Origin of the sequence: Fusobacterium sp. IOR10 (assembly GCF_010367435.1) — a bacterium.
Classification (GTDB): domain Bacteria; phylum Fusobacteriota; class Fusobacteriia; order Fusobacteriales; family Fusobacteriaceae; genus Fusobacterium_B.
In genome coordinates this window covers 38,379-53,549 of sequence record NZ_WJWY01000002.1, presented here as the reverse complement: position 1 = coordinate 53,549, position 15,171 = coordinate 38,379, and the positions used below count along the sequence as shown (strand labels likewise).

General features: G+C 29.0%; 14 protein-coding genes, 2 pseudogenes and 1 riboswitch. Of the genes and pseudogenes, 7 read left to right on the top strand and 9 right to left on the bottom strand.

Translation table 11 applies throughout. The annotated features are described in order from the left end of the window. Window positions 1–74 precede the first annotated feature (74 nt). The 4 genes and pseudogenes from GIL12_RS00805 to arsA all read left to right on the top strand — a co-directional run bounded on the left by GIL12_RS00805 (window position 75) and on the right by arsA (window position 3,734). Entirely contained in the window at window positions 75–440 is a 366-nt protein-coding gene (locus GIL12_RS00805; protein ID WP_163468143.1) for a metalloregulator ArsR/SmtB family transcription factor, read from the top strand. 24 nt (window positions 441–464) lie between these two features. After that, window positions 465–1,529 carry an ACR3 family arsenite efflux transporter gene (gene arsB, locus GIL12_RS00800; RefSeq protein ID WP_163468141.1) on the top strand — a complete coding sequence of 355 codons (1,065 nt, stop codon included), beginning with the start codon at window positions 465–467 and terminating at the stop codon, window positions 1,527–1,529. Between the two features lie 69 nt (window positions 1,530–1,598). Then, on the top strand, window positions 1,599–1,970 hold the full coding sequence (arsD, locus tag GIL12_RS00795; protein ID WP_163468139.1) for an arsenite efflux transporter metallochaperone ArsD: 372 nt from the start codon (window positions 1,599–1,601) through the stop codon (window positions 1,968–1,970). A gap of 18 nt (window positions 1,971–1,988) precedes the next feature. Beyond that, a pseudogene (gene arsA / locus GIL12_RS00790) lies at window positions 1,989–3,734 on the top strand (arsenical pump-driving ATPase). Between the two features lie 37 nt (window positions 3,735–3,771). On the opposite strand, the gene GIL12_RS00785 reads toward arsA, so the two are convergent. Both GIL12_RS00785 and GIL12_RS00780 read right to left on the bottom strand, forming a co-directional pair. Beyond that, on the bottom strand, window positions 3,772–4,116 hold the full coding sequence (locus tag GIL12_RS00785) for a TrkA C-terminal domain-containing protein (RefSeq protein ID WP_163468137.1): 345 nt from the start codon (window positions 4,114–4,116) through the stop codon (window positions 3,772–3,774). A gap of 40 nt (window positions 4,117–4,156) precedes the next feature. Next, the gene (locus GIL12_RS00780; RefSeq protein ID WP_163468134.1) at window positions 4,157–5,236 is read right to left on the bottom strand and encodes a potassium/proton antiporter; all 1,080 of its coding nucleotides are present in this window, start codon (window positions 5,234–5,236) and stop codon (window positions 4,157–4,159) included. Window positions 5,237–5,516: 280 nt separating this feature from the next. On the opposite strand from GIL12_RS00780, the pseudogene GIL12_RS10085 reads away from it, so the two are divergent. The 3 genes and pseudogenes from GIL12_RS10085 (at window position 5,517) to GIL12_RS00760 (ending at window position 7,553) form a co-directional block, all read left to right on the top strand. Continuing rightward, window positions 5,517–6,308: pseudogene (locus GIL12_RS10085) on the top strand (sulfite exporter TauE/SafE family protein). A gap of 103 nt (window positions 6,309–6,411) precedes the next feature. Beyond that, window positions 6,412–7,005 carry a YeeE/YedE thiosulfate transporter family protein gene (locus GIL12_RS00765; protein ID WP_163468128.1) on the top strand — a complete coding sequence of 198 codons (594 nt, stop codon included), beginning with the start codon at window positions 6,412–6,414 and terminating at the stop codon, window positions 7,003–7,005. Further along, window positions 6,996–7,553 carry a DUF6691 family protein gene (locus GIL12_RS00760; protein WP_163468126.1) on the top strand — a complete coding sequence of 186 codons (558 nt, stop codon included), beginning with the start codon at window positions 6,996–6,998 and terminating at the stop codon, window positions 7,551–7,553. The genes GIL12_RS00765 and GIL12_RS00760 overlap by 10 nt, the downstream gene beginning before the upstream one ends. Window positions 7,554–7,610: 57 nt before the next feature. Here the strand turns inward: GIL12_RS00760 and GIL12_RS00755 are convergent, their stop codons facing one another. The 7 genes from GIL12_RS00755 to GIL12_RS00725 form a co-directional block, all read right to left on the bottom strand. Continuing rightward, entirely contained in the window at window positions 7,611–8,387 is a 777-nt protein-coding gene (locus GIL12_RS00755; RefSeq protein ID WP_163468124.1) for an energy-coupling factor transporter transmembrane protein EcfT, read from the bottom strand. Continuing rightward, window positions 8,384–10,042 (bottom strand): ABC transporter ATP-binding protein, encoded by a 1,659-nt coding sequence (locus tag GIL12_RS00750; RefSeq protein WP_163468122.1) that lies wholly within the window; start codon window positions 10,040–10,042, stop codon window positions 8,384–8,386. The genes GIL12_RS00755 and GIL12_RS00750 overlap by 4 nt, the downstream gene beginning before the upstream one ends. Next, entirely contained in the window at window positions 10,042–10,632 is a 591-nt protein-coding gene (locus tag GIL12_RS00745) for an ECF transporter S component (RefSeq protein ID WP_163468120.1), read from the bottom strand. Before GIL12_RS00745 ends, GIL12_RS00750 begins: the two co-directional genes overlap by 1 nt. 16 nt (window positions 10,633–10,648) lie before the next feature. Continuing rightward, window positions 10,649–11,248: a YkoF family thiamine/hydroxymethylpyrimidine-binding protein gene (locus tag GIL12_RS00740; RefSeq protein ID WP_163468118.1), complete on the bottom strand. Its 600-nt coding sequence runs from the start codon at window positions 11,246–11,248 to the stop codon at window positions 10,649–10,651. Between the two features lie 129 nt (window positions 11,249–11,377). Further along, window positions 11,378–11,490: riboswitch (TPP riboswitch) on the bottom strand. Between the two features lie 394 nt (window positions 11,491–11,884). Beyond that, on the bottom strand, window positions 11,885–13,246 hold the full coding sequence (locus tag GIL12_RS00735) for an MATE family efflux transporter (protein WP_163468116.1): 1,362 nt from the start codon (window positions 13,244–13,246) through the stop codon (window positions 11,885–11,887). Then, the gene (locus tag GIL12_RS00730; RefSeq protein ID WP_163468114.1) at window positions 13,243–13,698 is read right to left on the bottom strand and encodes a MarR family winged helix-turn-helix transcriptional regulator; all 456 of its coding nucleotides are present in this window, start codon (window positions 13,696–13,698) and stop codon (window positions 13,243–13,245) included. The genes GIL12_RS00735 and GIL12_RS00730 overlap by 4 nt, the downstream gene beginning before the upstream one ends. A gap of 167 nt (window positions 13,699–13,865) precedes the next feature. Further along, window positions 13,866–15,074: an MFS transporter gene (locus tag GIL12_RS00725; protein WP_239056022.1), complete on the bottom strand. Its 1,209-nt coding sequence runs from the start codon at window positions 15,072–15,074 to the stop codon at window positions 13,866–13,868. Window positions 15,075–15,171 lie beyond the last annotated feature (97 nt).

Here is a 15,171-nt window from a genome sequence, read left to right as displayed (position 1 = left end):
TTGTTGACAAAAAATAATTTCAGGTGTACTATATGAGTGTATTCAAATATAGTAATATTAAAAAGGAGGAAATAATGAATAATTTATTTAAAACTCTAGGGGATGAAAATAGACTTAGAATAATAAATTTACTTAGAAAGGGTGAATTATGTGTTTGTGAAATTGAAAATATTTTAAATACAACTCAGTCAAATGCATCAAGACATTTAACTAAACTTAAAAATGAAAAAATTGTTGCATTTGAAAAAAAATCCCAATGGACATATTACAAAATTAATCCAAAGTTCATTGAAGAAAATAAATCCCTGTATAAATATTTAGAAAGTAAAATGGCTGAAAATGAAAAATTTCTAAAGGATATGGATAAGCTATTAACATATAAAAAAAGTGGTATTAGTTGCGAAAGCATAAACAAAGGAACAGATAGCACTTTAAAATAAAAATTGAATAGGAGGATAAAAGTTATGATAAAAAATAAAATGCCAACAGGCATTGGATTTTTTGAAAAATATCTTACACTGTGGGTGGGGATATGTATGGGAATTGGAGTTCTTATTGGAGTTTATCTACCAATAATACCTAATTTCTTAAGTAAGTTTGAGTATGCAAAGGTTTCAATTCCTGTGGGAATTTTAATCTGGTTAATGATTTATCCTATGATGTTAAAAGTTGATTTTAACAGTATTAAAAAGGTAGGGGACAATCCCAAAGGTCTTATTGTTACATGGGTAACAAATTGGTTCATAAAACCATTTACCATGTATGGAATATCTTTATTTTTCTTCACTGTGGTATTTAAGAATTTTATATCTCCTGAGCTTGGTAAAGAATATCTTGCAGGAACTGTTCTTTTAGGTGCAGCACCTTGTACTGCTATGGTATTTGTGTGGAGTCATTTAACCAAGGGAAATCCTGCATATACTTTAGTACAAGTGGCAACAAATGATCTTATTATTTTAGTTGCATTTGCTCCTATAGTTGCATTTTTATTAGGAATGAGTAATATATCAATTCCTTGGGGAACATTATTTTTATCAGTTGTTTTATTTGTGGTAATTCCTTTAACTGCTGGGGTTATTTCAAGAACTGTAATAACTAAAAACAAAGGATTAGAATATTTTGAAAAAACTTTCATTCCTAAATTTAGTAATGTTACAATAACTGGACTATTACTAACTTTAGGAATTATATTTTCTTTTCAAGGACAAACTATTGTTGATAATCCACTTAATATTCTATTAATTGCAATACCATTAATTATTCAAACTGTATTAATATTTTTCATTGCATATTTATGGTCAAAAGCTTGGAAACTACCTCATGATTTAGCTGCTCCAGCTGGAATGATAGGAGCATCAAATTTCTTTGAATTAGCTGTGGCTGTGGCCATATCAATTTTTGGATTAGATTCAGGAGCAGCCCTTGCAACTGTAGTTGGAGTTTTAGTTGAAGTTCCAGTTATGCTTCAATTGGTTAAGATAGCAAATAATACAAAAAATTGGTTTTCAAAACCTATAAAAAGTTATTAAAGTAAATTATTTTTTTTGCGCATTCTATGAGTATAATCAAATATAGTAATATAATAAAGGAGGATAATTATGAAAAAAATGATAATTTTTGATCCAGCTATGTGTTGTTCAACAGGTGTCTGCGGTCCCACAGTTAATGAGAAGCTTTTAAGAATTTCAACAATTATAAACAAATTAAAAAACAAGGACATATTAATAGAAAGACATAATTTAAGTGAAAATCCAAAAGTATTTGTGGATAACAAAGAAATTAATCAACTAATATCAAAGGAAGGAATTAAAGTTTTACCTATTACAACTGTTGATGGGAAAATTGTAAAGACAAATGACTATTTAACAGATGAAGAATTTTGTAAATTTTTAGATATTCCAAAGGAATATTTAATGGGAGATAAAAAATCAGAACCTAAAAAAAATTGTTGTTGTAGTGGATGTTGTTAAGTTAAAAGGAGGAAATATATGTTTCAAAATTTCAACTTAAAAGATATAAATTTAACTAAATATTTATTTTTTACTGGAAAGGGTGGAGTTGGTAAAACTTCAACAGCTTGTGCAGTTGCAGTTGCCCTTGCTGATATGGGGAAAAAAATAATACTTGTAAGTACTGATCCTGCTTCTAATCTTCAAGATGTTTTTAACACAGAGTTAAACAACAAAGGGGTCCCTATAAAAGAAGTTCCTAATTTAGTAGTAGCAAATTTCGAGCCTGAAGTAGCAGCAGCTGAATATAAGGAAAGTGTACTAGCTCCATATAGAAATACATTGCCAAAGGAAGCACTTGATAGTATGGAAGAACAACTATCTGGTTCTTGTACAGTTGAAATAGCAGCCTTTAATGAATTTTCTGGATTTATAACAGATAAAGAAACTGCAGATAAATATGATCATATTATTTTTGATACAGCTCCAACAGGGCATACACTAAGAATGCTTCAACTTCCTTCAGCTTGGACTAATTTCATTAGTGATAGTACACATGGTGCATCATGTTTAGGCCAATTATCTGGACTTGAAGATAAAAAAGAAATATATAAGAATGCTGTGGAAAACCTAGCAAATAGTGAAAAAACTACTCTTATACTAATATCTCGTCCTGAAGTATCAGCTTTAAAAGAAGCTGAAAGAGCCTCTTTAGAATTACATGATATTGGTATAGATAACCAATTATTAATAGTAAACGGAATACTTAAAGGGCACAATGATTATCTTTCTGATTCTATTTACAAAAAACAACAAGATGCAATAAATAACATTCCAACTGGAATTAAAGACATTAAAACCTTTGAAATCCCCCTAAGACCATACAATATAACTGGCCTTGAAAATATAAGATCATTATTTAAAAAAAATAATATTAAGTATAATAATGAAAAATTAAATACTAATAATATATTAAATTTAAACAATGTAATTGAAGATTTATACAAGTCTAATAAAAAAGTTATATTCACAATGGGTAAGGGAGGAGTTGGAAAAACTACTATTGCTGCTACTATTGCTCAAGAATTAGCAAGAAAAGGGAAAAAAGTGCATCTAACAACAACTGATCCAGCTTCACATTTAAAGTTTGTTTTAGAAGAAGGACATGGTGTCAAAATCAGTAGTATTGACGAAAAGAAAGAACTAGAAAAATATACTAAAGAAGTATTAGATAAAGCAAGAAAAACTATGAGTGATGAAGATATTGCCTATATAGAAGAGGATTTAAGATCTCCTTGTACTGAAGAAATAGCTGTATTTAGAGCTTTAGCTAAAATAGTTGAAGGATCTCAAGATGAAACAGTGGTCATTGATACAGCTCCAACAGGTCATACTTTATTATTACTTGAGTCAACTGAAAGCTATAATAATGAAATTAAACGTACTCAAGGGGATGTTCCAAGTTCAGTTAAATTATTATTACCTAAATTAAAGGATAAAAATTTAACAGAGGTTATTATAGTTACTTTACCTGAAGCTACCCCAGTTTATGAAGCCACTAGGTTACAAGAAGATTTAAACAGAGCTGGTATATATAGTAAATGATGGGTTATTAATTCAAGTTTTTATGCAACTAATACAACAAATGATATTTTAAAAGTAAAGGCAAGTAATGAAATACAATGGATAAATAAAGTCAATAAAATTTCAAATGAAAATTTTGCAATAATTAAATGGATTCCTGAAGAATTAAAGGGAAGAAATCTAAATAAAATGTTAAAATAAATTAAAACAAGCTAGAATTAAATTTCTAGCTTGTTTTTTATTCCTTTTCAACTTTACCCCATTCTTTAATTAATTGTTCTAATTTAATTTGATCTTCTCCAAAAATAAGAAGGGAATCCCTTTCTAATATTTTTGTGTTTCCTTTAGGAAATATTTTTTCATTTCCCCTTTCAATAAGTAAAAGTAAAACTCCCTTTGGAAGTTTCATATCTATAATACTTTTATTATGAAATGAGCTTCCCACTTGCACCCTTAGTTTAATTAGTTTTTCTTCTAAAAATTCCATTTGTTCTATGTCAGGCTCAACATATTTTGAACTGTCATTGTCTTTTATTTTAAATAATGAAGCTACAAAGGGCAAAGTAGTTCCTTGAATAGCCACTGAAATTACCACAACATAAAAAACAATGGAAAATATAATTTCAGCTCCATCTATATTTGCAAGAACAGGTAATATTGCAAAAACAATTGGAACTCCCCCCCTTTAGTCCACCCCAACTAATAAATAATTTTTCCTTCATATTAAGTTTAGACTTATATAGAGTTATAATTACACTTAAAGGTCTAGCAAATAACATTAAACTCAGTCCTATAAAGGTTCCTATTTTCCAAACATGGATTAGTTTACTTGGGAACACTAAAAGTCCTAAAATAATAAATATTCCCATTTCAATTCCCCAAGATAGACTTCCAAAAAATTCTTTAGAGCTCTTTTTAAAATGTATTCCTGAATTTCCTAAAATTAATCCATATATATATATTGCAAGATAACCATTACCTTTTAATATATTTGTAAGTCCAAAGGTTAAAAAAACCCCTGATACCATAGTTAGCTGATATATTGCTGGTAATTTAAGGGCAAATCTTTTTAACATCTCTATGCTTACCCTTGCTGATAAATATCCAATTACTCCTCCAACTACAACTTGTAAAAACAAAAATGTTATTCCCTCAAGGGAAGAAAAATCTGGTCTAGTCATTATACTTATTAATAAAATTATAATTACATTTGCCATTGGATCATTTGTTCCTGACTCAACTAAAAGAATTGAAGAAACTTTTTTCTTTAATCTAAGTCCTCCAAAGGAAAGTAATGACATAACTGCTGAAGCATCTGTTGAAGATACAATAGCTCCTATTAAAAGGGAATACAATATACTAAAACTACTAACAAAATAAACTATTATTCCAACAATACATGTATTTATAATTACTCCTATGAAAGCTAGCATTAAACCTTCTTTTCCACCTTCTTTTAAAACCTCCATCTTTGTTGAAAAGGCACCATTAAAAAGTATAAATGCCAGGGATATTCCACCAATTAATTGGGCAATGGCCATATTATCAAAATATATTCCACCAATCCCCTCTGACCCTGCCATCATTCCAACTCCTAAAAATAATAATAAACTTGGCAGGCTATATTTTTTTGAAATTCTCAATGAAAAAACTGAAGACAATATTAAAAAACCAACAATTAAACTAATTTTATCTGTATTCATACTAATTCTCCTTTGACAATATGCATACTTAAGTTTGTCAGTATGTAGTTTGTTTATTAAATGTATAGAATATATTCTCTCTACTTACTAACTATAGTATCAAATCTTTAATAATTTTAAAAGACAAATTTAAAAAACAAATTGACAAGGATAGATGTCAAGAGTATAGTAAATAAATAAACTAATATATCTATAAATATACATACTAATGGAGGAAAATTATAATGATAATTAAATATTCATATGGAAATTTAAATCTAGAGAATAAAGAGAGGTTAATATGGAAAGCATAATACTATTATCTCTTACCTTCTTTTGTGTTTCTACTTTCTTTTCAATGATAGGAATGGGAGGAGGAATTTTATACGTTCCCATTTTATTATTTGCAGGATATACTATGAAAACAGCACCTAGTATAAGTTTAATTTTAATACTAGCAACTTCCCTAGCAGCTTTATTTCGTTTTCATAAAAATAACTTAGTGGATTGGAAGTTAGCAATTGTTATGGATCCACCAACTGATATTATGGCCTTTGTAGGGGGATATTACAGTTCTCTTTTACCAGAGAATTATCCTAAAATATTACTTATAATAATATTAATAATAGCTGGATTTTAAATGATGAATCCAAAAAGAGATGGAGGTTTAAAATTAGAAAAAAATAAATTCTATTACTGGCACAGGGAATTTAATGGGCATAAATATGTGGTAAATGTTCCACTGGTTATATTAAGTACTGCTCTAATAGGTATTATTTCAGGTATATTAGGAATAACAGGGGGAGTAATTAAACTACCAATAATGGTACTACTTTGTGGAGTTCCCATGGGAATAGCAATAGCAACTTCAACAGTAATGGTAGCTCTTACAGCTCTTTTTGGACTTTTTGGACACGCTCTTCAAGGAAATGTAGACTATAAAATTGGATTAACTCTAGCAATAGCAGCTTTACTTGGGGGATTACTAGGAAGCAAAATTTCTTTAAATGTCAATAAAGGAAAATTAAAAAAAATATTTTCAATAGTTTTACTTTTAATAGCCTGTAAATTTATATATTCCTTGTATTTTTAAAAAATTAAAAATCTCTTGAATTAAAAAAAATATAGTTATATAATTAAATTAAGTTAAATTAGAACAAATTATTTCTAGAAATTAATATAAAAAGGAGGATAATATGAAAAAATTTATCAAAGAAAAACAGTGGCATTGGTTTTTAAGTGGTACAATTTTAGGTCTTATTTTTATTGTTGCTGTGGCCCTAGTAAAGCCAATTGGTGTTTCTACACAGTTTGTAATATTTGATGGTGTAGCATGGAACTCAGTTCAAGAATTAGTAGTTAAAGATTCAGGAGCTAAAAGTGGTTATTCTAGCTTTAATGCATATATAAATAAAAGCGGAGGAAAATATGCTAAAAGTATTGCCGAACCTTTAAATTATAGTTATGTATTTGTATTTGCAATGATTCTAGGAGGTTTTACTGCTAGCAAATTAAAAGATAAAGAAAGTAAAGAAGAAAACAAATCCCTTCCTAAAGTTTGGGAAGATAAATTTGGAAAATCCCGTGTAAAAAGATATTTAGGATCATTTTTAGGTGGAATACTAGCCCTATTTGGTTCTCGACTTGCTGGGGGATGTACCAGTGGACATATGATGAGTGGTATGATGCAAACATCTGTCAGTGGCTATTTATTTGCTTTGGGAGCATTTGCCATTGCAATACCTGCAGCTATATTCATATACAAAGGAGGTAATAAAGAATGGCTATAATACTTGCTATTGTAATTGGATTTTTATTTGGATTTATTCTTCAAAAAGTTGGAGCTTCAAATCCACAAAAAATTATAAACATGCTTAGACTAAAAGATTTTCATTTAATGAAAACAATCCTTCTAGCTATTGGACTTAGTAATCTACTATTATTTATGCTTATGCTATTTGGAGTTATTGATCCATCACATTTAAGTATAAAATCATCCTATGTTGGAGTTATAATAGGTGGAGGTATTATGGGTTTAGGTTGGACCCTATCTGGTTTTTGCCCAGGAACAGGATTAGTTGCCCTTGGTGAAGGTAGAAAAGATGCTATTTTCTTTGTTTTAGGAGGAATGGTTGGAGCATTATCACTAACTCTTATTTATGGAAAAATTAAAGATACTTTCTTATTTTATGATTTAGGAGGAAAAATGACTCTAGCTGTTACCAATGCCAAGGGAAGCATTCCTTTACTTCCTAATATTCCTGGATTGTTTGTTGCAGGTGCAATAGGAATTGTTCTTATAGTTATTGCATTTATATTACCTGATCACAGAAAATAAAATATAATATAAATTTAAAGGAGGTCTATAGTTTAAAAACTAATTAAGACCTCCTTTTTAAAATCCTTGCCAACGTTTAAAACCAACTAACCAACCTAAATTATAAGAAAAAGCAATAATTGAAACAACCACTATTAAAGTAGCAAAAACAAATATTGTATCCCTTCTATACCAATTAATAGTACGATAATATGTTCTTTTCATATCTGTTTGAAAACCTCTAGACTCCATTGCAATGGCAACTCTTTCCGCCTTTCTAATATTTGTTCCAAGTAATGGTATTGCATTTCTATACCATGGATTTTTCTTCTTATACCATTTTTTACCCTTTGAACTACGGATTTTATGAGCTGCATTAATTAAAGCAAGATCAGATTCCATTGATGGTAAAAAACGTAAAGCTGTAAGTATACCATAAGCTACTCCTGGATTTAGTTTAAATTCTTTAATCAAGCTTAATATTAAAGCATCAGGCTCAGTGTTGCAAGTAAATAAAATAGAAGTAATTCCAATTGTTAAAATTCTAAAAAATAAAACCATTCCCACAATAAGACCCTTATCTGTGAAGTTTATATGCCAAAGAGTTGCAATAATTTTTGGATTTTGAACCCTTGCTAGGGAGCCATTCATCCAAAGCATTCCAAAGGCAAAACACACAAGGGGAATAATCATTTTTAAATTCTTAGAATTAAATGATTTTGTAATAATAGCAAAGAAAAAACTAAAACTAAATAGCATACCCATTGTATATGGATCAAAAACCATTAAAGATGCTAGTACAACAATTAAATTAGCAAGAAGTTTTGCACAGGGATTAAATTTTTTCATATTCATGAAAGACTCACCTCATTTAAAAGTTTAACTCTATAGGGAAAATCAAGACCGCTTTTTTTAATTATTTCCCCTTCATTCCATAGATTTTCAGTGTCACCACTATATAAAATTTCCCCGTTATATAACACAGCAGTATTGTTTGCATAGGAATCTACCAAATCTAAATCATGGGTTATCATAAATATTGTCATACCCTGTTCATTTAATTTAACAAGTTTTTCCATTAACATTTTAGTATTTCTTTCATCTTGTCCAAAAGTAGGTTCATCTAGTATTAACATTTTCCTTTCTCCCACAAGCATAGTTGCAACAGAAAGTCTTCTTTTTTGTCCTCCAGAAAGACTGAAAGGATTGTTCATTTCATAATTTTTAAGATGAAAATCTTCTAACAGTCTATTTACTTCTTTATTTCTAATATTTTTATCCCTGGTAACTTGATCCATACTATAGGCAATTTCTGACCACACTGTATCTTCTAAAAATTGATGTTCAGGATTTTGAAATACATAACCAATTAAATCATAAAGTTCTTGTTCCTTATATGAGGATAATTTTCTTCCACAAAGAAAAATATCTCCACTAAAAATATTGGCCAGTTTTAATATAACCTTTGATAAAGTTGATTTACCACTACCATTTCCACCAACTAAAGCAAAAAAATCCCCTTCATTTACAGTTAAATCTATTTCCTTTAATACCCTTTTATTTTTTTTGTATCCAGCAGATAATTTTTCCACTTTAAGTATTGGATTTCCTCTATTTATTTTTAATTTATCAGAGAGTTTACAAGAAACATCCATTACCTTTCTCAATAAATTTTCAGGGATTCTTTCATTTTTCAACTCTTGAATATTACAAGGGACATTTTTAAAATTATATCCCATTTCTCTTAATTTTCCATATACTCTAATACTATAGGGGCACCATATTCCTTTTTTCATTAACAAATCACTATGCTCATAAAACATCTCACGAATATTTCCATCACAAAATATTTCACCATTTCCATCAATAACAATTAACTGATCTAAAAATGGAATCCAATTTTCCAAATTATGTTCTACAACTATTAATCCCTTTCCCTCTTCCCCAGCTTTCTTAGCAGATTTCACCACTTGCTCTCTACCCTTTGGATCCAAGTTTGCAGTTGGTTCATCTAATAAAAACATTTGAGAATCCACAGCACCAATTGAAGAAAGTGCAAGACGTTGCTGTTCTCCTCCAGAAAGGGTATTAATAAGTTGATTTTCTTTTTCCTTTGGAAAATCAAATGCTTCCAATGATTTTTCTATTATACTAGGCATTAGTAAAGGATCCATACATTGATTCTCCAAAGAAAAAGCTACCTCATCCTTTGGATAAAGGGAACAGAACTGACTTTCAGGATTTTGAAATACTATTCCAAAAATTCTAGCTACTTTGGATATTTTCATATCCTTAACAGACACACCATCTATAAATATATTTCCCTTTACACAAGCGTTGTTAAATCTTTGAATAATTCCCATAAGAGATAGAAGGAGAGTGGATTTACCACTACCACTTTCTCCTAAAATTAAAATTCTATCCCTTGTATCAAATTCCATATTAATATTTTTCAAAATAAATTTTTCATTAATTTCAACTGATAGATTTAAAACCTTTACCTTTGCCATTATCCATTAACTCTCTTTTTAGCTCTTTCACGACCTAATGGGAATGAAGACAAGGCACCTGTAGCTGCAAGACCATCACCAATCCATTTACCAAGCAAACCAGAAAGTACAGCACCTGACACTAAACGTACTGCTAACATACTAGCTAACATTACAAAGGCAAATTTTGAATATCCATAGGCAAAATAATTATAAATAAAACTTGTTACACTGGCACCCATACCTGCTAAAACTAAAACAGGTGTTGAATATTTTTTCCAACCAGTTGCAGCAAAAACTGCTTCACATCCAAGTCCTTGAATTGCTGCACCAATAAATACCATAATACCAGATGGTGTACCTAATATAACTTCACCTAATGCTGCCATTAATTCTGTACCAAGGGCAACTCCTGGTTTACGAATTATATATGCCCCTGTAATAGATGCTGTAAACCAAATTCCATACACTATATCAAGACCAATAGGACCAAAAGCTGCATTGGCAAATGCCCAAATAGTTACTCCTCCCAAATACATAGCTCCAAAAGCAACTCCAAGTACACATAAAACTATAATATCCTTCAATGTCCAACCTAATTTTTTAATCATTTTCTTCCCCCTATAATTATATATGAATTTTTTCCTTTGTTTTTGATGGGCTTCCCTTTGAAAATGTTGCATGGATAATTGTATGGTGAATTCTTTTTGATACCCCTTCAAAGGATGTTTCAAGTAAGTTAAATATATCCCTTGCTTTTCCATCTAATCTTGTACAATAATGATAACTTTCAACTTCCACTTTGGACATTTCCATAGCCTTTTCAACTTCTTCCACAATTACTTGAAAATATTCTTTGCTTCCAAGGGGATATAGTGACCAAGCACAAGCAATTGGCATATCTTCCATTGGAAGTTCCACAGATTTTGCCTTTGCATCAAAATCAAAATCTTCTGGTACATCTCCTGGACATCCCACTGAAAATAAAACATTTGCAACTACATGTTCCCCTGCATGGGCTGTACGTAAAAATACTTCCTTTACATAGGCAAAAACACGTTCCCTTTTTCCTTGTATTATTGTTCCTAAATCGTCTGTTACAACATAAAGTCCTGTTTTATCAGTTTCTTTCAAGGCACCTAAAATTACCTCTACAAAATTATCTTGCATAGGATAAACTCCTATTCTAGCACCAACAACATCACTTATTCCACATTTTAAATTCAACTGTTCTTCCTCCTAGTTTTAGTTATATATTTTATTAAGAATATTTGTCCCTCTAAAAATCAATGTAAATAAAAAAAGTCATAACCTATAGGGTTATGACCTAATCTTTGCAATATAAAATATAAAACTACGATTAATCGTCTATAATCCCTACGGTAGAATTACCTACATCAGGTTCTAAGAGTTTTGAACTAATACATTCCAATCTCAGCATGCTTTTAGCAGCTCCCCAAATATTCTTAATTTCATTAAATTTAATACTACTCATATTACTACAAAGTAATATATAAGTCAATATCTTACACTAATTTTAAAATATTTTAACCAAACAATAGATTAATCCATAGTACGTGTCCCCATGTTAATTTTCCTTCCACTGCTAATTTAAATATTAAAAAACCTAGTGGAATCATTATTACTATAGCTATAACATATAGAAGCTCCACTAAAGTAAAGTTTCTCCATATAGTTAACTTATTATAAATTATTTCAACAATTTCTTTATATGATTTAATTTTATTCCTCCTCTGTAACTTTAAAAGGGTATTTTATCATATATAATTTAAATTTTAAAGAATAATTATTATTTTATTTTTCATACAACAACCTAAAAAATATAGGAAATATGGACAATCTTTAAGCTAAACTTGCATAATTTAATCTTCTCATTTTTGTCATATGTCTTTTTAAAAATATCACTGTTACTGCAAATACAATGAGATCACTTATGGGAAATATCATCCAAATACCGCTAATACCAAAATAATGTGGAAGTATTAATAATAATGGAATAACTAGAAAAATTTGTCTTAAAAGATTTAAAAATAAAGATTTATTAGCCTTATTTATAGATTGAAAATAGTTTGATCCAACTATATAAAAACAATTTAAAGGTATTAATAAAAAGTATATTCTTATTCCATTAATTCCAATTTTCAATATTTCTTGATTTCCATCATTGAATAAATTTATAAAAATACTAGGAACAATAAAAATGCATACCATTAAAAAAAATCCTAGACTAACAGCTGCAATTATAGATATTTTAAAAGTTTTAAGTACCCTATTATATTTTTTAGCACCAAAATTATATCCTAGTATAGGTTGACTACCTGTGCTTATACCTGCAATTACCATACTTAGAAACATATATATACTATTTATTATTCCCATTGCTCCAACAGCAAAATCTCCCCCCTGAAGAAGGAGTTCTTTATTACAAAGTACTGTAGCTAAACTTGTTGTTAATTGCAATGAAAATGGAGATATACCAATAGATAATATCATTTTAACAGTTTCCATATCTAAAATAAGATCTTCCCTTCTCAACCTAACATGACATTTTTTACCAAATGTAAAATAATATGTATTAATTAAACTCACTATCATATTTGAAACTATTGTTGCATAAGCAGCTCCTTTAATTCCCATATGAAAATAAAAAATAAAAATGGGATCTAATATAATATTTGTAATAGCACCTAATATCATAGTTTGCATGGCAAATTTAGCATTTCCCTCTGCTCTAACAAGATTACTAATTCCCATTGACATAAAATTAAAAATTACTAAGTTATTAATTACAAAAATATATTCCTTTGCATAGGGAAGGGTTACTTCACTGGCTCCAAATATTAAAAGTATTTTATCAATATAAATATACCCAAAAATTGAAAGGAATAGACTTACCAATATAAAAAGTGTAAAGGTATTTCCAAGAGCTTTTTGAGCTCCCTTATAATCGTGCTCCCCTAATTTAATAGAAAGAACACTTCCTCCACCCTGGCCTATTAACATTCCAAATGCTATATAAATAATAAATATTGGAAAACAAATACTTAAACCTGCCATAGCATAGGCTCCAATTCCTTTTCCAATAAATATCCTGTCTACTATATTGTATAGAGCAAATACAATCATTCCTACAATAGCTGGAATTGAAAATTCAATTAATAGCTTTGAAATCTTTTCTGTTTCTAATCTTTCTAGTACATTCATTTTATTAACTTCTCCTCTTTAAAATAATTATCAATATTTGATCCTATCTTTTTTAATACTGTTCTAAATATTTTCATTTCATCTAATGAAATTCCTTTATTAATAATGAAATCTTCTAACTTTAATATTTCTTTAAGTTTCGGGATAAAATCAATCCCTTTTTTAGTACAATAAAGCTTATATGCCCTTTTGTCCACAGGATCTCTTTCCCTATAAATATAGTCATTTTCCATAAGTCTTTTTACTGCATTTGTTGTAGCTGCTTTATCAACTTTTCTGATTTTACTCAGTTGTTCTTGAGATATTCCTTTTTCATTATATACTTCAATCAATATTTCAAATTGACTATCTCCTAAGGAATATTTATCCAAATGATAATATAAAAATCTTCTCATATCTCTTCTTAATTCATTAATTTCTTTACCTACTGGATCATTCATAATTCCACTCATTATCACCCTCCTTAATATAGTTAACTAATCAACTAGATTATATTCTAAAACAGTTAACTTGTCAACTATATTTTAAAACTTTTATATAAAATAAAGATAAATAAAAACCTTTCTATTTAATGAATTATATCTTCACTAAATAGAAAGGTTAAATTTAAACTTATATTTTATAATTTTACTTTATAGGCTATATAAACATTTCCAAGGGAGATGAGAGCTGCAAAATAAAATATATATTGTGGTCCCCAAAGATTCCAAACAACACCACTTAAAATAGCACAAGTAATTGAAACAAAATGATCCATACTTAATCCAAGGGCAAGGGTAGGAACGATTTCTGATGAATCTTCCACAATATTTTTCAAATATACAGTTCTAATAAAACTCATTTGTGTGGATATTTTATCTAAAATAACCATTAAATATCCAAGCAAAACTGGCCATCCAACTGTTGATAGTGCACCTGTAACATAACCTGTTGTAAGTAATCCAAATAAGAAATAAACTCCCACAAATGAAATTCCATCAGCATATAATAATTTTTTAACTCCAAATCTATCTAGCCATTTTCCTAGCTCTGGAATAAAGAAAATTCCAATAAAAGCTCCTACAATTGAAAGCAATGCAAGGGTATCTGTTTTTTTTCCTAATATTGAAATAAGCACCCAAGGACCATAAACTAACATAATCTGTTTTTGAACTCCAAATAAAATAACAAGCATATAATAGAATTTATATTTTTTCCTAAAAATAAATTTTGTTTTTTTATGATGAATTACTGGATGTCCCATTATTCTATTTAATGAAATTAATAATATTAATGCTACAAATGAAAATATCCCTGCTAGTATAAATGGCCATTTAATTGCTGTTACAAAACTAAATATATCCAACTTAAAACATATGAAAACAATTGTAGAAGATAACATTAAAAAAGTAACAGATGTTCCTTTAAATTGACCCATACGCATACCTAACTTATTTTTGTCCACAAGGGACATTCCAATTCCATCAGCAAGGGGCATAAATATATGTGCTCCTAAAGAATTAATAAATAAAAAAATAAGCATTACTGAAAATTGAGGAGTGAATAATCCTAAATAAATAATTCCAATAATACTAAGTATTTGTGCAAAGATGGACACTTTTATATCATTCATTGAAACTAACAATGTAATAACAAGTACAGCAATGATCCCTGGTGTTTCCCTTGGAAATTCAATTACTCCCCTTTGAAATGCACTAACATCATATGCATCTTTAAAATAATTTGAAAATATATCCATACTCATACCCTTTGCCAAAGCTGTAAAGGCTAAAATATAAAAATATATTTTCACCTCTTTTTTCATTGTTTTAAACTCTGATAATTTCATAAACCCTCTCTTTGTACTGTTAATACTTCTAATTTTAATAATAAAAGTTCCTTCAACTTAAGCTGAAGGAACAAAAAATTTATTTTATTTTCATATA